The organism is Bacillus cereus ATCC 14579, assembly GCF_000007825.1.
Lineage (GTDB): Bacteria > Bacillota > Bacilli > Bacillales > Bacillaceae_G > Bacillus_A > Bacillus_A cereus.
On sequence record NC_004722.1, the window covers coordinates 997,045 to 1,019,188 of the forward strand.

A 22,144-nucleotide genomic window follows, 5' to 3' on the forward strand; every position below is an offset into this window, starting at 1 on the left:
AATATATGACATTGCGTGGTAAAATAGAATGAAACTTTACTCATCGAGAATATTTTTATTCTCGATGAGTATTAGTTTTCAGCGATTTTAATTTTAATAAAATGAAACTTTTGAAAGATAGAAAGGATCGTTATTTGTGAAACAAGTAAAGTTTATACATGCGGCTGATTTGCATTTGGATAGTCCGTTTAAAGGGATGGAGATGAATGTTGCGCAGTCTGTTTGGGAGAGAATGAAGCAAAGTACGTTTGAATCATTTGAGCGTATTGTTGATAAAGCGATTCAAGAGCGCGTTGATTTCGTATTACTAGCTGGGGATTTGTATGATGCGGAGACGAGAAGTTTGAGGGCGCAAGTGTTTGTGCGTGAGCAAATGAAGAGACTTTCGCAGTACGATATCCCTGTTTTTATTATTCACGGTAACCATGATCATTTAGGGGGAAGCTGGGCAGCAATTGAGTTTCCGGAAAATGTTCATGTATTTACTGAGCCTTATGTAGAAGAGAAATCATTTTATAAAAATGGTGAGCTATTAGCTTCTATTTATGGTTTTAGTTATTTGCAGCAAGCGGTAACAGATAATATGACAGCGCAGTATACGAAAATGAGTGATGCGCCTTTTCATATTGGCATGCTTCACGGAAGTGTGGAAGGAGATGCAGAGCATAATCGCTATGCACCGTTTCAAATTCGTGAGTTGAAAGAAAAACAGTTTGATTATTGGGCTCTTGGCCATATACATAAACGTGAAATTTTATCAGAAGAACCATGCATTATTTATCCAGGGAACATACAAGGTCGTCATCGTAAGGAAACAGGCGAGAAGGGTGCGTACCTTATTGAACTTACGAAACAAGGAACGCAGTGTTCATTTTTCCATACGGCAGATGTTGTATGGGATGAAATCGAAGTTTGTATTGATAGACTTGAAACTGTTGATGAACTTATGACGAGCCTATCTACTGCGATGAATGAATGCCGAAGAGAAGAGGAAGGTACGCTATTAACTGTCGTATTCACAGGACAAGGCTCACTTTCCCCTTATTTGCGTGACGAAAAGCGCGTGGAAGAGATTTTTCACATTTTAGCATCTAGCGAAGAGCGAAAAGATTTTGTATATGCGATGAAGTGGAAAAATGAGACGGTTTCTTTTGCGGAAATCGAACGTTTGAAAGCGGAAAATCATTTCATAGGTAGTGTGCTAAAGGAGTTAGAAGCTTTCAGCAATATGGACGGAGTATTGCGCACTATTTGGACATCTCCTGTAGCGCGTAATAGTATTGAATCTTTTACAGAAGAAGAGAAGAAAGAGATTCAAAAGGAAGCAGAAAATATTATTTTAGAGCAATTATTCCAGCAAGAGAGGGATAAAAAATGAGAATTGAAAAACTCCATATTTATGGGTACGGAAAATTAGAAAATGTGGAAATGGATCTTTCCTTGCTGACGGTGTTATACGGTGAAAATGAAGCGGGGAAATCGACAATTCGCTCATTTATGAAAAGTATTTTGTTCGGTTTTCCGACGAGAGGACAGCGCCGTTATGAGCCGAAAGAAGGCGGGAAGTATGGCGGCGCGATGACTGTGCAAACAGAGCAGTACGGTCGTTTGAAAATTGAGCGATTGCCAAAGACGGCAGCTGGCGAGGTGACCGTTTATTTTGAAGACGGGAAAACGGGCGGAGAAGAAATTTTAAACGATATATTAAGCGGGATGAATGAAAGTTTATTTGAATCTGTCTTTTCATTTGATATGCATGGTCTTCAAAATATTCATCAGCTAGGCGAAGCGGATATTGGCAATTATTTATTTTCGGCAAGTGCAGTCGGAAGTGATGCGCTATTGCAGTTAGATAAAAAGCTAGAAAAAGAAATGGATCAGCGCTTTAAGCCGAGCGGGCGTAAACCAGAAATTAACGTGTCATTGCAAGAGATGAAGAAACTTGAAGAGAAGATGAAAGAGTGGCAAGGAAAAATTGGCACGTATGAAAAACAAGTAGAGCAGTTAAAAGAAAGTGAAGAGAAGCTTGCTTCTGTTCGCGTGGAGAAAGAGAGTGCAGAAAAGCGAAAGCAAGATTATGAAATATTAGCAGCGCTTGAGCCACTCGTTATTGAAAAACGTGCGCATGAGAAAGTGTTAGAGAACGAGAGCGGGCAGTTTCCTGTAAACGGAATGGCGCGTTATGAAGCAATGAAGGCGAAGATGGAGCCGCTTCAATTACAAGTTGATTCACTCCACAAGAAAATTGAGACAGTGCAATCGGAAATTGCCTCGATTCAAATAGATGAAGAGTTTTTACAAAAAGAAAGTTATGTAGAAGAACTTCGTATGCAGCATATGTCTTACGAAAATGCACGCCAAGAAATGCGTGATATGAGCGGGAATATTACGAATATAAAAGAAGAAATCGCAGAACTAGAACAACAAATTGGTACTACTTTTGAAAAGGAAACAGTTCTTTCATTTGATATGAGTTTGGCAACGAAAGAGTTAATTACGCAAACAGTGCAAAAGGCGCGCGAATTAGAAACGCAAAAAGCACAGCTCGATGATCGTTTTAAAGTAGCGCAAGAGCAATTAGAAGAACAAGAAGAAAATATAAGACAGATTAAGAAACAAATGTTAGTGGATGAAGAGAGAAATGTGTTAGTTGAGAAAGAGAAATCGTTCCAAGATGCGGCGTTTATCGGTATGGGCGCAGAGAGAATGAAGCGCAAGTATGAGGAAAAAGCAGGAGTAGCTAAACAAAAGAAAAAGCAGTGGCAAAGAGTTTGTCTTCTGTTACTTCTTATTAACACAGGCGTTTTATTCACAAGCTTATTTATAGATAACCGAGCGCTCTTATTTATTAGTGTCATTATTTTTGTAGGGATTGTTCTCGCCCTTGTTTTATATAAAGATCCATCAAATGGATTACAAGAAGAGCTCCTTACACTTCAGCAAAGTGCCGGCGGGAGACAAAGTGAAGAAGCGATGTCTGTTCGCTATCAGTTAGAAAAAGATGAAGAGATACGTAAATTATTTGAGCGCGAGTCTTATAAGTTACAGCAGTTGGAACGAGCGTATGATAAAGTCGTTTCATCGTATGAGGAATGGGAGAGAGAAACGTTCCAGGCGGGAGAACAAGTCGATGCATATAAAACGCGCTATATGTTTCCTGAATTTTATACGTATGCACACATATTGCCGGCGTTTGAGCGTATTGAAAAAATGCAGCAATTATATCGTGAATTAGAGAAACAAGGCACGCGAAAATCTTCATTATATGAAATGATTTCGCAATTTGAACATAAACTAGAAACTGTTATCGGTAGTGCGGAGTATAGTAAGCTACACGAGGCACAAAGCCGTATGCAAAATGAGAAAGAGAAGCGCCAAACTTGTAAGCAGTTAAAAGAAAAACTGGCGGAATGGCAAGAAGAATATGAGTTTATGCAAGAACAATTAAAGCAATTACTAATAGAACGAGATGGTTTATGGCATATTGCAGCGTCTACGGATGAAGAGATGTTTTTAGAAGCGGGTAAACTAGCGGAAAAACGTGAAGATGCAGAGAAACAAGTGGGGCGTTTATTACCGCAAATTGATCTGTTAGAAAAACGTTTAACGAGTTTATCATTAGCTGAACATTACGAAGCTGACGGTTATGACGGAAAATTAAAGCAAGAACTGACAGTCGTGCAAAACTGTCTGGTGCAAGAGAAAGAACTGACAGAGCGTATTGCGAAACATCGTATGGAAATTGCGAATTTAGAAGAAGGTAGTACGTACGGCGATTTAATGCATGAATGGGAAATGAAAAAAGCGCAAGTGCGTGAACAAGTGAAGAAGTGGGCTGCTTATGCGGCCGCAAAAACGGTGTTAACGAAAACGAAGCAATATTATCATGAAGTACATCTTCCTCGTATTTTACAAAAGTCAGAAGAGTATTTCGTCTATTTAACAGGCGGACGATATAGTAAAATCTTTTCACCGTCAGAGTCAGAGCCGTTTATTGTAGAGCGTAACGATGGTATGCGTTTTTACAGTCATGAACTAAGCCAAGCGACAGCGGAGCAGTTATATTTATCGCTGAGATTTGCACTAGCAAAAACATTTGAGCATGATTATCCATTTATTATTGATGATAGTTTCGTGCACTTTGACGCGGTAAGGACGAATCGAACGATTGAACTTATAAAGGAAATTGCAAAGGATAGACAAGTCATATTCTTTACATGTCATGCGCATTTACTCGCGTATTTTACAGAAAAACAGATTATAAAATTAACACATATGCGTAAAGAAAATGAGTTGTAGTGTGCTATACTAAAAGTAACTGATTTGGTGGAGGAATTCGAATGAAAAAGAAAATTGCAGAGTATGAAGTTGGTGAACAAGTCGATATTTTCTTGTTAATTAAAACAGCGACAAAAGGTATCGCAAGCAATGGAAAGCCATTTTTAACAGTAATCTTACAAGATCCAAGTGGAGATATTGAAGCAAAATTGTGGGACGTATCACCAGAAGTTGAGAAACAATATGTAGCGGAAACAATCGTGAAAGTAGCTGGAGATATTTTAAACTACAAAGGACGTATTCAATTACGTGTGAAACAAATCCGTGTTGCGAATGAAAATGAAGTAACAGACATCTCAGACTTCGTAGAAAAAGCACCAGTGAAAAAAGAAGATATGGTTGAGAAAATTACGCAATACATATTTGAAATGAGAAACCCGAACATTCAACGTCTAACAAGACATTTATTAAATAAGCATCAAAACGAATTTTTAGACTATCCAGCAGCGACAAAGAACCATCACGAGTTCGTATCTGGACTAGCTTATCACGTCGTATCGATGCTTGATTTAGCGAAAGCTATCTCAAATCTATACCCATCGTTAGATAAAGACTTACTATATGCAGGCGTTATTTTACATGACCTTGGTAAAGTAATCGAATTATCTGGCCCAATTTCTACAACGTATACGTTAGAAGGAAATTTACTAGGTCACATTTCTATTATGGTGAACGAAATTGGTAAAGCGGCAGACGAATTGCAAATCGATGCAGAAGAAGTATTAATTCTTCAACACATCGTCCTTTCTCACCACGGAAAAGCAGAATGGGGTAGTCCAAAACCACCATTAGTAAAAGAAGCAGAAATTCTGCATTACATCGATAACTTAGATGCAAAAATGAACATGATGGACCGCGCATTAGGACGCACAAAACCAGGCGAATATACAGAGCGTGTCTTTGCTCTTGATAATCGTTCGTTCTATAAACCGTCGTTCCATAATTAATAGTGTGAATAAAGTGGCCTCATTAAGTTTTAATATGCTTAGTGAGGCTGTTTTCTTTATTAAAAATTAAATGAAATAGTTAAGAAGTACGCATGGGGTTAACGAAGAACGATTAAAACATATCTCACCACTAGAATGGGAGCATATCAACTTTAATATGGCAGATACTTAGAATCGCTTCAGCCTGTATAACAGGCCTAAAAATAAGAGTTGAAACTTGTTTAGTATCTATTTTTGTTAAAAAGTGGGAGAATTGTGCTATGATGTGGGCAAATATAAAACTATCTAAAGGAGGGATTTACATGCCGCATATTGTGTTTCGTGGAATTACTACTGAACAATTAAAACACATAAGCAAGCCATTAGTAGAAGAGCTCGCAGAGATTTGTGAGTGTGGTACGGATAATTTTACGTTGGAACTACCAAGTTCTACGTTTGTATTCAATGGAGAAGAAATAGAAGCATTTCCTCTTATTGAAGTGAAATGGTTCGAGCGTGGACAGGAAATTCGTAATCGATTTGCCAAGGCCATTACTACATATGTAATGGATTTTGGACTTCCAGAAGTAGAGGTTGTATTTACGGTTTTCACAGAATCAGCGTATTATATTAACGGGAAGCATTGTGCAAGTTAGAGCTATTATAAATGTTTTTGTAACATTTATCCCGCATTAACGGGCAGTAAGACCCCGACCTCAAAATTCAGCGGAAGCAAAGAAGTTAGGTGGGGGATCAACTGTCCGTAAAAGCCCGATTGGTTCAACTAATAATCAGTGGGGGATGAACAAAACCCCCACTGATTAAAGTTTCACTTTATAAGGGATAGAACCACATCGCTATCAAGCTAACTAGACAAAATACCCTCTAAAAAGAGCAAGGCGTTATTCTTTCTGAGAAATCATAGGAAAGGATAACGCCTTTATATCAATTTTAATATAATCGATTCACTTCTTTATAAAAAGTTTGGTTATTTTATTGAAGCTTATTCCACAAACACACCCGTTTGTTCACTTTTTTACTGTTTGAAAGTCATACTTTTTATATTGATTTATTTATTGGAAAAACCGAAAGTTTTAAACGCTCTCTATTACATATTTATTTTTGGAAAAATAGCCTAACTCCAAATACTAATAATACTGTGCCAGTAATACCCTCTATTGTACGGTTCACCTTTTCTTTTCTTAAAAAAGTTCTTAATTGACGTATTAGAGAGATATAAAGTAAATACCATATTGCTGTCAAAGTCGTAAATGTGAATCCCAACAAAAGAAATTGGAAGAAATGACTTTGATTACTCACAATAAATTGGGGTAGAAAACTAAGGAAAAATACAGCCGTTTTTGGGTTTAAGATTGCCGTGGTAAATCCTTGTCTAAAACTTTTAACCGTTCCAATATCCTTAAAGTTTATTTCCACTGAACTTGACATATCTTCTTTTTTAGAAAAGGCACTTTTAATTGACTTTACAGCTAAATAAATTAAATAAAATGCCCCAGCATATTTTATTAATGTAAATAGCATAGCAAATTTCATTAAGATAGCAGAGAGTCCTAGTGTAGCCATTATTGTATGAATCATCATTCCAGATACCGTTCCTAAGACGGTCTTTATCCCACCATTTCTACCATGAGAGATAGTGTTTTTTGTAACTAAAGCAAAACCGGGACCAGGCATCATTATAATAAGGAGTGCTGTAAGGATAAATAGCATATAGTTTTCCATGTTATGGTATTTCCTTTCTGATTTTTAGTTTCGCTTATAGTATAGCTTTTTTCCTTAAAACATTAAATATAAAAAGTGTGATCAGGATAGTATCATAAACTTTCAAGGAGTTGTAATTGAATTATAGAGGGCTTCACTTGAATAATGTTCTTCTGTAAATGAGCGTTTTTTAATTACTTTTTCTCGGAACACTCTTAATTTTCTTTCGTTTATCGAGGGTATTAGTATCAACTTGACCAAACATTATCCAAAAACTACATTTAACATTTACGAAAGCATATTCGAATAATCATTCATTAAATTTCTTATCAATCAACAAAAATTAATTATCATAAGGAAGAGGTACGTGAACTTCTATTTAAGAAATTACTTATTCTTGAAAAAAACGAATTAACTCCCCATAAATAATTGTAAAGATATAAAATTCTATAATTCCCTCGGAACAAAAAAGTTGTCTTTTATAGCAACGAAGTTCATTTTTATCGTTTTGGGGTAGTGTATTCTTGGTAGCTTGATGGGCATGGAGAGCTTTGAGTCTTTAGCTTGATAGTGATGTGACGCTATCCAGAAATTAATGATTTTACACCCTAAATGTTATTTAACAAAAAAATATCTCGAATTTGAGATAAATCACTTGCTTTTTAATCACTTGAGGTGTAAAGTGATAGTAACGAAAGCGATTGAGTCATATGAAAAACATACACTCAGTTGTTTTCGATTAAAAACAAAGTAACTTATACAGTAAAAACTAAGATGAATTTACAAAAACATAATTAAGAATAAATTGAAAAGCTAAAAACCATATTAGTTGTGGGAAATGTTATTTTTTTAGTTGTCACTTGACTAGTAAAACGAAACGGAGGAATAACCAATGTATGAAATTAAAGGGCATCATCACATTTCAATGGTTACGAAAAATGCAAATGAAAATAATCACTTTTATAAAAACGTGCTTGGCTTACGTCGTGTGAAAATGACAGTAAACCAAGATGATCCGTCAATGTACCACTTATTTTATGGAGATAAAACAGGAAGTCCAGGTACGGAATTATCATTTTTTGAAATTCCATTAGTAGGAAGAACATATCGCGGTACGAATGCGATTACTCGAATTGGATTACTTGTTCCTTCAGAGGATAGCTTGCATTACTGGAAAGAACGCTTTGAAAAATTTGATGTGAAACATAGTGAAATGACAACATATGCAAATCGTCCTGCTTTGCAATTTGAGGATGCTGAAGGTCTTCGCTTAGTACTACTCGTTTCAAACGGGGAAAAAGTGGAGCACTGGGAAACTTGGGAGAAATCAGAAGTTCCTGCAAAGCATCAAATTCAAGGAATGGGTTCTGTAGAACTGACAGTGCGTAGACTTGATAAAATGGCGAGTACACTTACAGAGATATTCGGTTATACAGAGGTTAGCCGAAATGATCAAGAAGCAATTTTCCAGTCCATTAAAGGAGAGGCTTTTGGAGAAATCGTTGTGAAATATTTAGATGGTCCTACTGAAAAGCCGGGCCGAGGCAGCATTCACCATTTAGCAATTCGCGTGAAAAACGATGCAGAGCTTGCTTATTGGGAAGAACAGGTGAAACAAAGAGGCTTCCATTCTTCAGGAATCATCGACCGTTTCTATTTTAAAAGCTTATATTTCCGCGAATCAAACGGAATCCTATTTGAAATTGCAACAGATGGCCCAGGATTTACAGTTGATGGAGATGTGGAACATTTAGGAGAAAAACTTGATTTACCACCGTTCTTAGAAGATCAGCGTGCAGAAATTGAAGCGAATTTAGCACCGATTGAAGAGAAGTAATAGAAGAAAATATACAACTTTAACATATAAATGAAACCCATTGGAGGAATATAAAATGAACCAATTAAAAGGAATTCACCACGTTACAGCGATTACAAGTAGTGCAGAAAAAAACTATGAGTTTTTCACTCACGTTTTAGGAATGCGTTTAGTTAAAAAAACAGTAAACCAAGATGACATTCAAACATATCATTTATTCTTTGCAGATGATAAAGGTAGTGCCGGAACAGATATGACATTTTTTGATTTCCCGGGTGTTCCGAAAGGAGTACACGGTACAAATGAAATTTCAAAAACTTCATTCCGTGTTCCAACTGATGCAGCGTTAGCATATTGGGTAAAACGTTTTGACCGTCTTGAAGTAGAACATACAGGAATTAAAGAGCAATTTGGTAAGAAAACTCTTTCTTTCGTTGACTTTGATGATCAACACTATCAATTAATCTCAGATGAACTTGATAAAGGAATCGAATCAGGTACACCATGGCAAAACGGGCCAGTACCATTAGAATACGCAATTACTGGTTTAGGACCTGTATTCATTCGTATCGCAAACTTTAGCTTCTTTAAAGAAGTGTTAGAAAAAGTTTTATTATTTAAAGAGATTGCGCAAGAAGGAGAATTCTATTTATTTGAAGTGAACAAAGGCGGAAACGGTGCCTCTGTCATCGTAGAACATAATACAGTTCTTCCTGAAGCACAACAAGGTTTTGGTACAGTGCACCATGCTGCATTCCGCGTAGAAGATCGCGCTGTATTAGAAGAATGGATTGAGAGAATCAGTAGCGTAGGACTTCCTTCATCTGGCTATGTAAACCGTCACTTCTTTGAATCATTATACGCAAGAGTTGCACCACAAATCTTATTTGAATTTGCAACAGACGGCCCAGGATTTATGGGAGATGAGTCATACGAAACACTTGGCGAAAAATTATCTTTACCTCCATTCCTAGAGCCAAAACGTGAAGAAATTGAAAAATTAGTTCGTCCAATTGATACAGTGAGAAGTACGAAGGAATTTATTAAAGAGTAAAAATAGAGATAGTAAGTAGGAGAGCAAGTAGTTTTAGCGGAGTGCTGGAACTGCTTGCTTTTTTATTTGGGTAATTATCAAAGTGGATAATCTTCATAAAATAATTAATGAATTGTCAGTTAATTATTGAGAAATATTTATTTGTAGGATGATCGGAATAGATATTTGAATTTTCTGTTATTATTTGTAGAAGAGTACATAACAAATGATTAGGAGGGGTTTCATGATTACATCTACTACAAACGAAAAACTGACGCAGCTATTGAATGAATGGTATCTAGAGATTAGATCTAGACGTATAAGTAATGCAGAACGTCTAAAACAAGAAATTGATTTTAAATTTACTAAACTAAAAAAAGAGACTGGAGAAGGTTTGCAGGACCAAAATCTATTACTTTATTATTATTTGCTAGAATTTCGATATAACTATTTAATAGATAATCTAGGCTTATCTCAAGAGAGTTTTAACAAGATAGATTCGTTTGATCAACCAACAGATAATTTTTTAACTTATTATTATCACTTTTTTAAAGCAATACATGCTAGTGAGTTAGGAAATTTTCATCTCGCTAAAGAACATTACGAAAAGGCTGAAAGTTTTTTGAAGTATGTTCCTGATCAATTAGAAAAGGCTGAATTTTATTATAAGTTAGCTACATTTCATTATGATACACAACAAGCTTTGGTATCTATTAAACATGCAACGAAGGTAAAGGATATGTATTTAAATCATGATGGATATGAATTAAATGTAGCTTTTTGTGATAATATTTTAGGCTTAGCCTGTATGAACTTAAAGGAATGGGAATTAGCTGAAGAGCATTTCACAGCTGCTATGGATCAATTCCAAAAAATTGGTGAAGAAAAATTTATTATTATGGTTCGTCATAATTTAGGATGGATGTATTCTACGCAAAATTTATCTGCATTGGCAATTCGTTATCTTACTGAAGTAGTAGAAAAATCTCCCCAACATTATAAAGCTCTTTATGTAAAAGCAAAAGAGCATTACAAGTTAAAAGAGCATGAGATTGCAAATAAGCTTATAGAAAAAGGATTGAAGATTTGTAGAGATTCGAAAATTGAAGGATATCAACACCATTATGAAATTTTAAATGCATTAAATCAAGGTGTAAAAGCGGAAGAATTAGAGGACATTATTCTTAGAGGAATTACGTATTTTGAAAGAGAAGAGTTATATGATTATACTCAGGAGTATCAGGAAAAGTTAGCAGTAAAATTTTATGAAGAAAACCTTTGGGAAGAGGCAAGTAAGTATTTTTATTTTAGTAAAAAAGCAAGAGAAAAACTTTTTGATAAGGGGGCTTTAAAATGAAAAAAGTGGTAATTAAATTATTAGGGATTGTAACAGTATTTACACTGACTTTAGGGGTGTATAGTTCAACAGATCATCAAAAAAGTCCAACACTAATGAAAGCTGAACATGGTGATTATGGTGGCTAAAAGAGAAAAAGGGATCTCACAATGAGGTCTCTTTTTTCTTTTTAGTTGTAAAACAATTGACTTACTTTAAATATGTAACTATAATGGTTACAGAATAACCATTAGCAACAGAAATGAGTTATATTTTTTTAGTATAATTGTAACTGTTTTAGTTACAATTAAAAAGAGGACATAAAATAACCAAAAAATGTAAAAACTTTAAATAACAACAAGAGAAAGGAGACGGGAATGTTGAAACGGTTTAAGTTTTATTTGATTAGCGGTATTGTGCTTATTTTGCTTATCGTATGTAACTTCGTTGATAAGCCGATTGCGAAGGTTGGAGAAGTGAAAGATACTGTTATGATGAAGCTGAATACGAAAGAGAGTATGGCGCAAATTGATGGACAGACGATTTATTTTAAACAAATTGGTGAGGGAAAACCTCCTTTACTTATGTTGCATGGGTTTGGTGGTTCTTCTGATGGGTTTAGTGATATTTATCCGGAACTAGCGCGAGACCATACGATTATTGCGGTTGATATTTTAGGGTTTGGGCGTTCTTCTAAGCCAGTTGATTTTCAGTATTCGTTTCCTGCGCAAGTGAATTTATATTATAAGTTAATGAAGAAGCTCGGATACAATCAGTTTGCAGTGCTCGGCCATTCAATGGGCGGAGAGATGTCCCTTAATTTAGCGTATTTATATCCGGATGCAGTGACGCATCTCATCTTGGCGGATGCTACAGGGATAGAGTCTTTCCAACAAAAAGAAAGTTATGAAGTACCACCGCTATCGACGGACTTACAAACTGTAACTGAGATTACGAAGTATAATAAAAATGAAGTAAAAAATAGTCGTGATGATAAAGAGCATTATGATCAGCTTACGAAAATGAGAGAGCGCCGCATTGCGATGGAAGCTGATAAAATTAAGGTACCGACTTTAATTATATGGGGACGACATGATAAAAGTGTTTCTTGGAAAAATGGTGAACTGTATCATGGGCTATTTGCAAATAGTACGTTTCATATTATTGAAAAAGGATACCACGCACCGTTTCGTCAGGAACCAATTGAGTTTATGGAATATGTACAAGCATTTTTCGCGAAGCATCCACAATAAAAATTTTAAGCATAAATCCACTTCTTTCCTCATAAAGTGAAACTAATAAGGCTTGTCTAAGGAAAGGAATGAAGTGATTTGGAAACTTTACCATGGTGGGTTTATCTTGTAATTGTCGGGATTGTACTAAGTGGCTACATGGTTTTATATACTTCGAAAAAAGAGCAAGATATGGATAATGAGTTTATCGAAAAAGAAGGCGAAGTGTATATGAAGCGCTTAGAAGAAGAGCGCGAGAAACGTAATCAGGATAGTGATAAAGATTCGGTATTGCTTTAATAGAAATTTTGAAAGGCTACCACCTAGTAGGATTTTACATCTAGGTGGTAGCTTTTTTCTTCTGGGGGAGCAGTATATGTTCATCAAGCTAAGGTTATATTAGTTTAATTTTACATGTATAAGAGAGTCATCATAAACTTTTATTGATGGCATTTATATATATTTTTCCTCATAAGAATGGAACTAGCGGGGATTTTACTGGGGGGGATTAACAATGCATAGGGATGAAACTTCATTACATCCTGATACAGGCGTTACGTCTGTAATGTTTGTTGAGCGTTCATTAAATGAAATTCGTTTTTGGTCTAGAATCATGAAGGAGCATTCTTTTTTTCTTCGATTGGGATTTAGATGTGAGGATACTCAATTAATTGAAGAGGCGAATCAATTTTATCGGTTGTTTGAACATATTGAACAAATAGCGCATTCCTATACAAATGAAACAGATCCTGAGCAAATCAAAAGGTTTAATGCAGAAGTACAACAAGCCGCAACTAATATTTGGGGATTTAAACGAAAAATTTTAGGATTAATTCTCACATGTAAATTGCCAGGACAAAATAACTTTCCACTTTTAGTTGACCATACAAGTAGGGAAGCTGATTATTTTAGAAAACGTTTAATACAATTAAATGAAGGTAAATTAGATGCCCTTCCTGATGCTATTATTAAAGAAAATGTTTTCTTTTTACGGATTATGGCAGACCATGCTAAATTTATTGGCCATCTTCTTGATCCGTCGGAAAGAAAGCTTGTAGATACAGCACGAAATTTTAGCAATGATTTTGATGAATTGATGTATCAAGCAATTGACTTAGAATCTATGAAACCACAATCCCAAACAGCTCCTCTTTTAGATCAATTTTTAGATCAAAATCGCGTGTCAGTTGCATCTCTTCGGGATTTTAAGAAAACAGCACGTGATTTAATTGAGCAATGTAAAATAAAGAGTATCATTCATCCATTATTAGCAGACCATGTTTTCCGTGAAGCTGATAGATTTCTTGAAATCATTGATATGTATGATGTTCATCTTACAAATATTCAATCACAACCTAGATATTAGAAGATAAGGAAAGATACTATTTTTCCTTAAGCTGAGAAGTTAACAATTTATTGTTAGCTTCTTTTCTTTGTGATTAAAATTTTCTTTTAAGGACTACATAAATCCTTTTGACCAAATATGTAATTCTTTGTAAAATATTATATATGGAAATATTATGAATATACAGGAAATCTATGGGTAGTAGATTTTAATAAATTACTCGGGGGAAATTTATTAATTAAGTATATTAACTTTTTCACATTAAATTTTACAACTAAAGGGGTAGTAGTAATCATGAAGGCAAAGAAATTAGTAAGTTTAGCATTACCAGTTATGTTATTGAGCGGTTGTATTACAATTGAAACGGATGGTAAGAAAGCTAATGAACCAAAGAAAGAAGAAACACAACAGGTAGAGAAAGAAAATAAGGCTTCTGAAAAAGAGAGTAAGTCAACTGATAGCAAGAAAGAGGATAGCTTATCTGTAGCGAAAGGTGAAGGTACAAACAGTAGTTCATCAAGTAGTCAACCAAGTTCTTCTTCAAATAATTCAACTTCTTCACCTGGTAAGGTAACTGGTTCAGATGTTGAAAGGTACAAGGCAGATATCATAAATAGTGCTACTCAAATTGAAGATACAATGAAATTAATTGAAGGAATAGCAGATTCAGACGTAAAATCATACAAACAAAAGAAAAGTGAAGTACAACTAAGTTTAGGTGGAGCAAAGGCAACAACGAAGAAACTGAAGAATTTACAAGCGCCCCCTGAGTTACAGGGAGAACAGGCGAAGATAAAGCAATCGATGGAACTGTATGCGGATTGTTTTCAACTTCTCTTTGATGCATTGGACCAAGAAGACGAAAGTAAAATGCATCAATCAGTAAGTAAAGCACAAGAAGGTTCGAATCTGTTTGAAGAGGCAGCGAAGAGTATCGGTAGTAAAACTAACTAAAGTATTTAAAGGGGTATTTGTAAGTGCAGTTGGCGCAAGTGAAGAGTTAGGAATTAGTTATGGAAACACATTACAAATTTATCAAATGGACGATAATGTTCGTATTCGATATGTAAAACAATAAATAATTGGTGAAAAACTCTGTAATAAATTTTACAGGGTTTTTTGTTAGTTCTAGTTTATTTTTTTGTCTTCCTAAGCGCTAAGCATACTAGTATAAGTTGAGAAATGAACAAAACGATAATGATAGGCAGATGATGTAACTCCATAGTAACTGTAACCATCTAAAGCCCAATTCATACACTATGATGGAGGATTTTTACTTCATAACCGGATGAAAAAGGAGTGTAATCATGAAGAAACGTACTGTTAATGAAGCAGGAAGGAATGTGCCACAACCAATCCGCAGCGACGGAGCAGGTGCGATTGATTCTGGACCTCGTAATGTTATGCGGGATATTCAAAATCCGAATATGCTTGTTCCGCCTATAACGGATGCAGGGTTAGTTCCTAACTTGAAGTTTTCATTCTCGGACACTTCTATGATTTTGAAACAAGGCGGGTGGTCTCGGGAGATTACTGCTCGGGAACTACCGGTTTCGACGACGATTGCCGGAGTAAATATGAGTTTAACGGCAGGTGGAGTACGAGAACTACATTGGCATAAAGAAGCAGAATGGGCGTATATGCTTTTAGGACGGGCACGCATAACGGCTGTAGATCAAAATGGACGGAATTTTATTGCTGATGTTGGACCAGGTGATCTTTGGTATTTTCCTCCTGGTATTCCGCATTCCATTCAAGGATTGGAACATTGTGAATTTCTACTCGTTTTTGATGATGGGCATTTTTCTGATTTATCTACTTTAGCTATTTCTGATTGGTTTGCGCATACGCCAAAAGAAGTGTTGTCGGCTAATTTTGGAGTACCTGAGAGTGTTTTTCGTTCTCTCCCTTCAGATCAAGTTTATATTTATCAAGGAGAGGTGCCAGGTTCGCTTGAAAGTCAGGAAGTTCAATCACCGAAAGGAGAAGTTCCTTTAACATTTAAACATGAATTGTTAAAACAAAAGCCGGTTAAGACGCCTGGTGGTAGCGTTCGAATTGTAGATTCTACAAATTTCCCTATTTCAAAAACAATCGCAGCAGCGCTTGTTGAGGTTGAGCCTGGTGGAATGAGAGAACTTCATTGGCACCCGAATAATGATGAATGGCAATATTATTTGACAGGGGAAGCGAGAATGACTGTGTTTCTTGGAAATGGTACCGCTCGTACATTTGATTATAGAGCTGGCGATGTCGGATATGTACCGTTTGCGACGGGGCATTATATTCAAAATACAGGTACCGAAACATTATGGTTTTTAGAGATGTTCAGAAGCAATCGTTTTGAAGATGTATCGTTAAATCAATGGATGGCACTGACTCCTAAAGAAATAGTGGAGAGTAATATACATGTTGGCCCGCAAGTAATGGATTCTCTGCGTAAGGAGAAGTGGCCTGTTGTGAAATATCCGGGGTTTTCATATAGTCCGAAAAGTGATGAGTAAAAATGAAAATTTGCGTTATTCTTTCTGGAGACTGATAAGAAGGGATGGCGTATTTTTTATGCCTAATCTAGTCTTTATCCCGCTATTTGCCGGGCAGTAAGACCCACCTCAAAATTCAGCGGAATCAAAGAAGTTAGGTGGGGCGCGGGCTGTCCGTAAAAGCCCGATTAGTGAGGGCTGATTAAAGTTTCACTTTATTAGTATCCGTCCCTTGTATTATTGTTCGGGAAATTATTATTGGAGCATAGTATAGGGAAGATACATATAAAAGAGCGCCATTATAAGCTGTAACGTATAAGTTGTGCAGGAAATGCAACAATAACTCGCTTTACTCTTCATCATTTATTTGAACATAATGGGCATAGAGAGGTGATAAACACAGTATGATTTTTAGTGAGCGTTTAAAAGAAGAAAGGGAAAAAAGAAATTGGTCGCAAAATGATTTGGCTGAAAAACTTCATGTGAGCAGGCAATCTGTTTCGAAATGGGAGACGGGAAAGAACTATCCGAGCATTGAAATTATTATTCATTTAAGTGATCTGTTCGGTATTACAATTGATGAACTGCTAAGGAGTGATGAAGAATTGACGCAGAAAATAATTGAAGATAGTAAGCAATTGGCGTATCCAAAATGGAAGGTGTTTTTTGATAGTCTATTTATGATAGGAGTATTTTTGTTTATTGCAAAAATCGTTGTATGGATGCTAAATAAGTTTGCTGGAGCAAGTATTACAATTGTAGCAGATGCGCCATATGTAATGAATCTTTTGCCCCTTGTATTCATGATTATAGGTGGTATAGGTTCCGATAAGTTGAAGAAAATATATAAATAGAGGAAAGATTTGAAAGAAATCCCCAACACTGGCTGTTCTTTTCACTTAAATTGTGTACTATAAAGGATAGGATGACATAAAGAAGGGGACATTTAGAATGGAATTTCATGAACAGAAGATTTTGCCGGCAGTGAGGCAAATTAAAGATTTGGAAAAGCTATTACATAGTTCGTATGAATATATTGTTATTTTAGATATTCATGTCGGCCAATTGAAGAGTGTTATATCGCTTGCGAAGCAATATTGTAAAAAGGTGTTTTTACATGTGGATTTAATTCATGGTTTGCAGAGTGACGGGCATGCGACGGAATATTTATGTCAGGAGTTTAGACCGTACGGGTTACTTTCAACAAAGGCGAGCGTTATTATGAAGGCGAAGCAAAAAGGTGTTGTGGCAATACAACGCATCTTTTTAATCGATTCGAGTGCGATGGAGAAGAGCTGCAATCTTTTAGATAAGACGAAACCGGATTATATTGAGGTACTTCCTGGAGCATTAACGGACGTTATCGCTGAAGTGAAAGAGCGTACTGGTGTACCGATTTTAGCAGGTGGTTTTATTCGTACTGTAGAAGATGTGGAAAGAGCATTAAACGCTGGTGCGACAGCAATTACGACATCAAAACGTGAACTATGGAAACATTACCAAAAAAAGTGACGAAAATGTGAATTTTTTCGTTGACACCGCTTTCATTTACGGTTAACATTATAGACAAGTTAATAAACGTGACGGAGAAAAGTAGAGATCCACATTTCATTGTTTCTATATAAATTTATATAGAAGCGTGCAAGCTGTGGGTCTTTTTCTTTTGACAAAAACGAATGGCCATTCATTTTACCTCTATCACATTTGAAAGCGTTTAAATTGATTGTGGAGGGATACTATGTCAGCATTTTTAGGAGAGTTAATAGGGACTGCGTTGTTAATCGTACTTGGTGGCGGCGTTTGTGCTGGTGTAAGTTTAAAGAAATCGTTTGCGAAAGATTCAGGTTGGATTGTTATTACAATGGGCTGGGGCTTAGCAGTAGCGGTTGCAGCGTATGCGGTTGGATCAATTAGTGGGGCACATTTGAATCCAGCTTTAACGATAGGATTAGCATTTAAGGGAGCGTTCCCATGGAGCGACGTACCAGGTTATATCGTAGCACAAATGATTGGGGCAATTATCGGGGCAGTTATCGTATATTTACATTACTTACCACACTGGAAAGAAACAGAAGATCCAGGAACAAAGTTAGGTGTATTTGCAACAGGTCCAGCAATTCCGAACACATTTGCAAACCTTTTAAGTGAAATGATTGGAACATTCGTTTTAGTATTTGGTATATTAGCAATTGGTGCAAATAAATTTGCAGATGGATTAAATCCATTTATCGTAGGTTTCTTAATTGTAAGTATTGGTTTATCATTAGGTGGGACAACAGGATACGCAATTAACCCAGCGCGTGATTTAGGTCCGCGTATCGCACACTTCTTCCTTCCGATTGCAGGAAAAGGCGGTTCAAACTGGAAGTATGCATGGATTCCAGTAGTTGGTCCAATTTTAGGTGGATCACTTGCAGGTTTATTCCATCAAGTTGTATTTGAAGGAAAACAAAATTCAGCACTTATTTATGTGATTATCGCAACTGTGATTGTACTAGCAATCTCTTATATGACAAGTAAAAAAAGCGGAAGCAATACAAATAGTAGAAAAGTAGCATAAGGGGGAAACCGATATGAAAAAATATATTCTTTCATTAGACCAAGGAACAACAAGCTCACGCGCAATTCTTTTCAATAAAAAAGGTGAAATTGTTCATTCAGCTCAAAAAGAGTTTACACAACATTTTCCAAAGCCAGGCTGGGTAGAGCATAATGCACAAGAAATTTGGGGATCTATTTTAGCAGTTATCGCAACTTGCTTAAGCGAAGCGGATGTAAAACCAGAACAAATCGCTGGTATCGGTATTACGAACCAACGTGAAACAACGGTTGTATGGGATAAAACAACTAGTAAACCAATTTACAACGCAATCGTATGGCAATCTCGCCAAACAGCTGAAATTTGTGATGAGTTAAAAGAAAAAGGTTATAGCGAAATGGTTCGCGAAAAAACAGGTCTTTTAATTGATGCATACTTCTCTGGTACGAAAGTAAAATGGATTTTAGATAACGTTGAAGGTGCAAGAGAAAAAGCAGAAAACGGCGATCTATTATTCGGAACAATTGATTCGTGGCTTGTATGGAAACTATCTGGTGGTAAAGCACACGTAACAGATTACTCAAACGCATCACGTACGTTAATGTTTAACATTCACGACTTACAGTGGGATGATGAGCTTCTAGAAATGTTAACAGTACCAAAGAGCATGCTTCCAGAAGTGCGTCCATCATCTGAAATTTACGGAGAAACAATTGATTATCACTTCTTCGGCCAAAATGTACCGATTGCAGGTGTAGCTGGTGACCAACAAGCAGCATTATTTGGACAAGCTTGTTTCGGTGAAGGTATGGCGAAAAATACTTACGGAACTGGTTGTTTCATGTTAATGAACACTGGTGAAAAAGCAGTAGCTTCTGAGCACGGTCTATTAACAACAATTGCATGGGGAATAGATGGTAAAGTAAACTACGCATTAGAAGGAAGTATTTTCGTAGCGGGTTCTGCAATTCAATGGTTACGTGACGGAATGCGCATGTTTAAAGATGCAAGTGAGAGTGAAGTGTATGCGAGTCGCGTTGAATCAACTGACGGTGTATACGTTGTACCAGCATTCGTTGGACTAGGAACACCTTATTGGGATAGTGAAGTACGCGGCGCTATGTTTGGTGTAACGCGCGGTACGACGAAAGAGCATTTCATTCGTGCAACGCTAGAATCTTTAGCTTACCAAACGAAAGACGTATTATGCGCAATGGAAGCAGATTCAGGTATTGAGCTGAAAACATTACGCGTTGATGGCGGAGCAGTTAAAAATAACTTCTTAATGAAGTTCCAAAGTGATATTTTAGATGTTCCTGTAGAGCGTCCAGTAATCAACGAAACAACGGCTCTAGGTGCAGCATACTTAGCTGGTCTTGCGGTTGGATATTGGAAAAACCAAGATGAAATTAAAGAACAGTGGCATATGGACAAACGCTTTGAACCAACGATGGAAGCGAAAACAAGCGAAGAGCTATATGCTGGATGGAAAAAAGCAATTGAAGCAACAAAAGCTTTCAAATAATCATAAACAGTGTTATAATGGTGACAAGTTAATAATTCGGTAGGAGATTTGGAGAGACCACAACGCGCTATAGAGGCGAAATCTATAGCGGAGTTTGTGGTCTCTTTTTTCGTTATCAAAGGGAGGAATTACCATGAAATTTTCAAGTAAACAACGTAAAGACGTATTAAACGGAGTAAATAAACAAGAGTTAGATGTGATCGTAATTGGTGGAGGTATTACTGGTTCTGGTATTGCATTAGATGGAGCAACACGCGGGTTATCAACAATTGTGTTTGAAATGCAGGACTTTGCAGCAGGTACATCAAGTCGTTCAACGAAGCTTGTACACGGTGGTCTACGTTATTTAAAACAACTTGAAGTGAAAATGGTAGCAGAGGTGGGGAAAGAGCGTGCGATCGTATATGAGAACGGTCCCCATGTAACAACACCAGAGTGGATGTTACTTCCGTTCCATACAGGCGGTACGTTCGGATCATTTAGTACATCAATTGGTCTTCGTGTATACGACTTCTTAGCAGGTGTAAAACGAAGCGAGCGCAGAAAGATGTTTAACCGTGAAGAAACGCTAAACAAAGAGCCTCTTGTAAAAAAAGAAGGATTAAAAGGCGGCGGTTACTACGTAGAATATCGTACAGATGATGCGCGTCTTACAATTGAAGTAATGAAAGAAGCAATTGAGCATGGTGCGAAAGCTGTTAACTACGCAAAAGTAGACAGTTTCTTATATAAAGATGGAAAAGTATGTGGTGTACGTGTAATCGATTTACTAGACGGAGAAGTATACGAAGTTTACGGTAAGAAAATTGTAAACGCAGCTGGCCCTTGGGTAGATACACTTCGTGAAAAAGATAACTCGAAAAAAGGAAAAGTACTTCAGTTATCAAAAGGTGTTCACTTAGTAATTGATCAAAAACGTTTCCCATTAGGTCAAGCGATTTACTTCGATACACCAGATAAACGTATGGTGTTCGCGATTCCTCGCGGAGGAAAAACATACGTAGGTACAACAGATACGTTCTATGATAAAGACGCAGCTGTACCACAAATGACAACAGAAGATCGCACATACATCATTAATGCGATTAACTACATGTTCCCAAGCGTGAAAATTACAGAGAAAGACATTGAATCAAGCTGGGCTGGTGTTCGTCCGTTAATTTATGAAGAAGGTAAGAGCGCATCTGAAATTTCTCGTAAAGATGAAATTTGGACTTCTGAATCTGGTTTAATTACAATCGCAGGTGGTAAATTAACTGGATACCGCAAAATGGCTGAAATGGTAGTAGACTATGTAACGAACTTACTACAAAAAGAAGGTCATAGCGCATATCCGAAGAGCGACACGAAACATATGCCAATCTCTGGTGGACATGTAGATGGTTCACACGGATTCCCAGCATTCGTTGCGAAAAAAGCTGGCGAAGGTACGAAATATGGTTTAACAACAGCACAAGCAGAAGAATTCGCGAAATTCTACGGCTCTAACGTTGATGTACTGTTCGACTTAGCGAAAAAACATAAAGAAGAAGCGAAAGAATACAACATGCCGCTTGACGTTCTAATCCCACTTGTATACGCAATGGATTACGAAATGACAGCAAAACCAGTTGACTTCTTCGTACGCCGCAGAGGCGCTGTATTCTTCAACATCCACTGGGTATACGAGTGGAAAGAAGCAGTAATCAACTACATGGCTGCGAAACTAGGCTGGAGCAAAGAAGAACAAATGAAATATACAGCTGAACTAGAAAAAGCACTAACAGACGCTGTAATTCCTGTAGATCAACAAGAACAGGCAGCTGCGTTAGCGTAAAATAGAGAACCACCTGAAGGGGAGCCTTTAGGT

20 protein-coding genes are annotated in these 22,144 nt (G+C 36.7%); 19 read left to right on the plus strand and 1 reads right to left on the minus strand.

Going from position 1 to position 22,144, the window contains the following annotated elements:
* The first annotated feature begins 136 nt into the window (after positions 1 to 136).
* The 4 genes from BC_RS05110 to BC_RS05125 all read left to right on the plus strand — a co-directional run bounded on the left by BC_RS05110 (position 137) and on the right by BC_RS05125 (position 5,920).
* Positions 137 to 1,378 (plus strand): metallophosphoesterase family protein, encoded by a 1,242-nt coding sequence (locus BC_RS05110; protein ID WP_000815696.1) that lies wholly within the window; start codon positions 137 to 139, stop codon positions 1,376 to 1,378.
* Positions 1,375 to 4,299, plus strand: coding sequence for an ATP-binding protein (locus BC_RS05115; RefSeq protein ID WP_001217618.1), 2,925 nt, complete (start codon positions 1,375 to 1,377; stop codon positions 4,297 to 4,299). Before BC_RS05110 ends, BC_RS05115 begins: the two co-directional genes overlap by 4 nt.
* 41 nt (positions 4,300 to 4,340) lie before the next feature.
* Positions 4,341 to 5,285, plus strand: a complete 945-nt coding sequence (gene yhaM, locus BC_RS05120) for a 3'-5' exoribonuclease YhaM (RefSeq protein WP_000726638.1) — start codon at positions 4,341 to 4,343, stop codon at positions 5,283 to 5,285.
* Positions 5,286 to 5,587: 302 nt separating this feature from the next.
* Positions 5,588 to 5,920 (plus strand): DUF1904 family protein, encoded by a 333-nt coding sequence (locus tag BC_RS05125; protein WP_001120259.1) that lies wholly within the window; start codon positions 5,588 to 5,590, stop codon positions 5,918 to 5,920.
* Between the two features lie 460 nt (positions 5,921 to 6,380).
* Here BC_RS05125 and BC_RS05130 read toward each other — a convergent pair whose 3' ends face one another.
* On the minus strand, positions 6,381 to 7,007 hold the full coding sequence (locus BC_RS05130; protein WP_000433008.1) for a LysE family translocator: 627 nt from the start codon (positions 7,005 to 7,007) through the stop codon (positions 6,381 to 6,383).
* An 871-nt stretch (positions 7,008 to 7,878) separates the two neighbouring features.
* On the opposite strand from BC_RS05130, the gene BC_RS05135 reads away from it, so the two are divergent.
* The 15 genes from BC_RS05135 to glpD all read left to right on the plus strand — a co-directional run bounded on the left by BC_RS05135 (position 7,879) and on the right by glpD (position 22,111).
* Positions 7,879 to 8,823 (plus strand): ring-cleaving dioxygenase, encoded by a 945-nt coding sequence (locus BC_RS05135; RefSeq protein ID WP_000272976.1) that lies wholly within the window; start codon positions 7,879 to 7,881, stop codon positions 8,821 to 8,823.
* 55 nt (positions 8,824 to 8,878) lie between these two features.
* Complete coding sequence (locus BC_RS05140; protein ID WP_001072569.1) at positions 8,879 to 9,856, plus strand: ring-cleaving dioxygenase; 978 nt, start codon at positions 8,879 to 8,881, stop codon at positions 9,854 to 9,856.
* Between the two features lie 223 nt (positions 9,857 to 10,079).
* On the plus strand, positions 10,080 to 11,192 hold the full coding sequence (locus BC_RS05145) for a tetratricopeptide repeat protein (RefSeq protein WP_000633311.1): 1,113 nt from the start codon (positions 10,080 to 10,082) through the stop codon (positions 11,190 to 11,192).
* Positions 11,189 to 11,320 carry a hypothetical protein gene (locus BC_RS28175; protein WP_000758182.1) on the plus strand — a complete coding sequence of 44 codons (132 nt, stop codon included), beginning with the start codon at positions 11,189 to 11,191 and terminating at the stop codon, positions 11,318 to 11,320. The genes BC_RS05145 and BC_RS28175 overlap by 4 nt, the downstream gene beginning before the upstream one ends.
* Before the next feature lie 228 nt (positions 11,321 to 11,548).
* Positions 11,549 to 12,424 (plus strand): alpha/beta fold hydrolase, encoded by an 876-nt coding sequence (locus tag BC_RS05150; RefSeq protein WP_000919241.1) that lies wholly within the window; start codon positions 11,549 to 11,551, stop codon positions 12,422 to 12,424.
* A gap of 78 nt (positions 12,425 to 12,502) precedes the next feature.
* A complete protein-coding gene (locus tag BC_RS05155; protein WP_000449223.1) occupies positions 12,503 to 12,703 on the plus strand; it encodes a sporulation YhaL family protein in 201 nt (66 codons plus the stop codon).
* A 214-nt stretch (positions 12,704 to 12,917) separates the two neighbouring features.
* Positions 12,918 to 13,769: a DUF2935 domain-containing protein gene (locus tag BC_RS05160; RefSeq protein WP_000554479.1), complete on the plus strand. Its 852-nt coding sequence runs from the start codon at positions 12,918 to 12,920 to the stop codon at positions 13,767 to 13,769.
* A gap of 273 nt (positions 13,770 to 14,042) precedes the next feature.
* A complete protein-coding gene (locus BC_RS05165) occupies positions 14,043 to 14,702 on the plus strand; it encodes a DUF7018 domain-containing (lipo)protein (RefSeq protein WP_000644847.1) in 660 nt (219 codons plus the stop codon).
* Complete coding sequence (locus BC_RS27540; RefSeq protein WP_162840104.1) at positions 14,662 to 14,826, plus strand: hypothetical protein; 165 nt, start codon at positions 14,662 to 14,664, stop codon at positions 14,824 to 14,826. Before BC_RS05165 ends, BC_RS27540 begins: the two co-directional genes overlap by 41 nt.
* A 229-nt stretch (positions 14,827 to 15,055) precedes the next feature.
* Positions 15,056 to 16,252 (plus strand): oxalate decarboxylase family bicupin, encoded by a 1,197-nt coding sequence (locus BC_RS05170; RefSeq protein ID WP_000747527.1) that lies wholly within the window; start codon positions 15,056 to 15,058, stop codon positions 16,250 to 16,252.
* Positions 16,253 to 16,635: 383 nt separating this feature from the next.
* On the plus strand, positions 16,636 to 17,085 hold the full coding sequence (locus tag BC_RS05175; protein WP_000577652.1) for a helix-turn-helix domain-containing protein: 450 nt from the start codon (positions 16,636 to 16,638) through the stop codon (positions 17,083 to 17,085).
* A 97-nt stretch (positions 17,086 to 17,182) separates the two neighbouring features.
* The gene (glpP, locus tag BC_RS05180) at positions 17,183 to 17,743 is read left to right on the plus strand and encodes a glycerol uptake operon antiterminator GlpP (protein WP_000394285.1); all 561 of its coding nucleotides are present in this window, start codon (positions 17,183 to 17,185) and stop codon (positions 17,741 to 17,743) included.
* A gap of 226 nt (positions 17,744 to 17,969) precedes the next feature.
* Positions 17,970 to 18,791 (plus strand): glycerol uptake facilitator protein GlpF, encoded by an 822-nt coding sequence (gene glpF, locus BC_RS05185; protein ID WP_001272200.1) that lies wholly within the window; start codon positions 17,970 to 17,972, stop codon positions 18,789 to 18,791.
* A gap of 13 nt (positions 18,792 to 18,804) precedes the next feature.
* Complete coding sequence (gene glpK / locus BC_RS05190; RefSeq protein WP_000760011.1) at positions 18,805 to 20,295, plus strand: glycerol kinase GlpK; 1,491 nt, start codon at positions 18,805 to 18,807, stop codon at positions 20,293 to 20,295.
* Between the two features lie 133 nt (positions 20,296 to 20,428).
* Entirely contained in the window at positions 20,429 to 22,111 is a 1,683-nt protein-coding gene (gene glpD, locus BC_RS05195; RefSeq protein ID WP_000672833.1) for an aerobic glycerol-3-phosphate dehydrogenase, read from the plus strand.
* Positions 22,112 to 22,144 lie beyond the last annotated feature (33 nt).

What these genes read in the sequence shown, in the direction of transcription:
- BC_RS05135 (WP_000272976.1), top strand. Translation starts at nt 7,879, where the DNA reads ATGTATGAAATTAAAGGGCATCATCACATTTCAATGGTTACGAAAAAT.
- BC_RS05165 (WP_000644847.1), top strand. Translation starts at nt 14,043, where the DNA reads ATGAAGGCAAAGAAATTAGTAAGTTTAGCATTACCAGTTATGTTATTG.
- BC_RS05175 (WP_000577652.1), top strand. Translation starts at nt 16,636, where the DNA reads ATGATTTTTAGTGAGCGTTTAAAAGAAGAAAGGGAAAAAAGAAATTGG.
- BC_RS05140 (WP_001072569.1), top strand. Translation starts at nt 8,879, where the DNA reads ATGAACCAATTAAAAGGAATTCACCACGTTACAGCGATTACAAGTAGT.
- BC_RS05125 (WP_001120259.1), top strand. Translation starts at nt 5,588, where the DNA reads ATGCCGCATATTGTGTTTCGTGGAATTACTACTGAACAATTAAAACAC.
- glpD (WP_000672833.1), top strand. Translation starts at nt 20,429, where the DNA reads ATGAAATTTTCAAGTAAACAACGTAAAGACGTATTAAACGGAGTAAAT.
- BC_RS05160 (WP_000554479.1), top strand. Translation starts at nt 12,918, where the DNA reads ATGCATAGGGATGAAACTTCATTACATCCTGATACAGGCGTTACGTCT.
- yhaM (WP_000726638.1), top strand. Translation starts at nt 4,341, where the DNA reads ATGAAAAAGAAAATTGCAGAGTATGAAGTTGGTGAACAAGTCGATATT.
- glpF (WP_001272200.1), top strand. Translation starts at nt 17,970, where the DNA reads ATGTCAGCATTTTTAGGAGAGTTAATAGGGACTGCGTTGTTAATCGTA.
- BC_RS05115 (WP_001217618.1), top strand. Translation starts at nt 1,375, where the DNA reads ATGAGAATTGAAAAACTCCATATTTATGGGTACGGAAAATTAGAAAAT.
- BC_RS05145 (WP_000633311.1), top strand. Translation starts at nt 10,080, where the DNA reads ATGATTACATCTACTACAAACGAAAAACTGACGCAGCTATTGAATGAA.
- BC_RS05130 (WP_000433008.1), bottom strand. Translation starts at nt 7,007, where the DNA reads ATGGAAAACTATATGCTATTTATCCTTACAGCACTCCTTATTATAATG.
- BC_RS05150 (WP_000919241.1), top strand. Translation starts at nt 11,549, where the DNA reads ATGTTGAAACGGTTTAAGTTTTATTTGATTAGCGGTATTGTGCTTATT.
- BC_RS28175 (WP_000758182.1), top strand. Translation starts at nt 11,189, where the DNA reads ATGAAAAAAGTGGTAATTAAATTATTAGGGATTGTAACAGTATTTACA.
- glpP (WP_000394285.1), top strand. Translation starts at nt 17,183, where the DNA reads ATGGAATTTCATGAACAGAAGATTTTGCCGGCAGTGAGGCAAATTAAA.
- BC_RS05170 (WP_000747527.1), top strand. Translation starts at nt 15,056, where the DNA reads ATGAAGAAACGTACTGTTAATGAAGCAGGAAGGAATGTGCCACAACCA.
- glpK (WP_000760011.1), top strand. Translation starts at nt 18,805, where the DNA reads ATGAAAAAATATATTCTTTCATTAGACCAAGGAACAACAAGCTCACGC.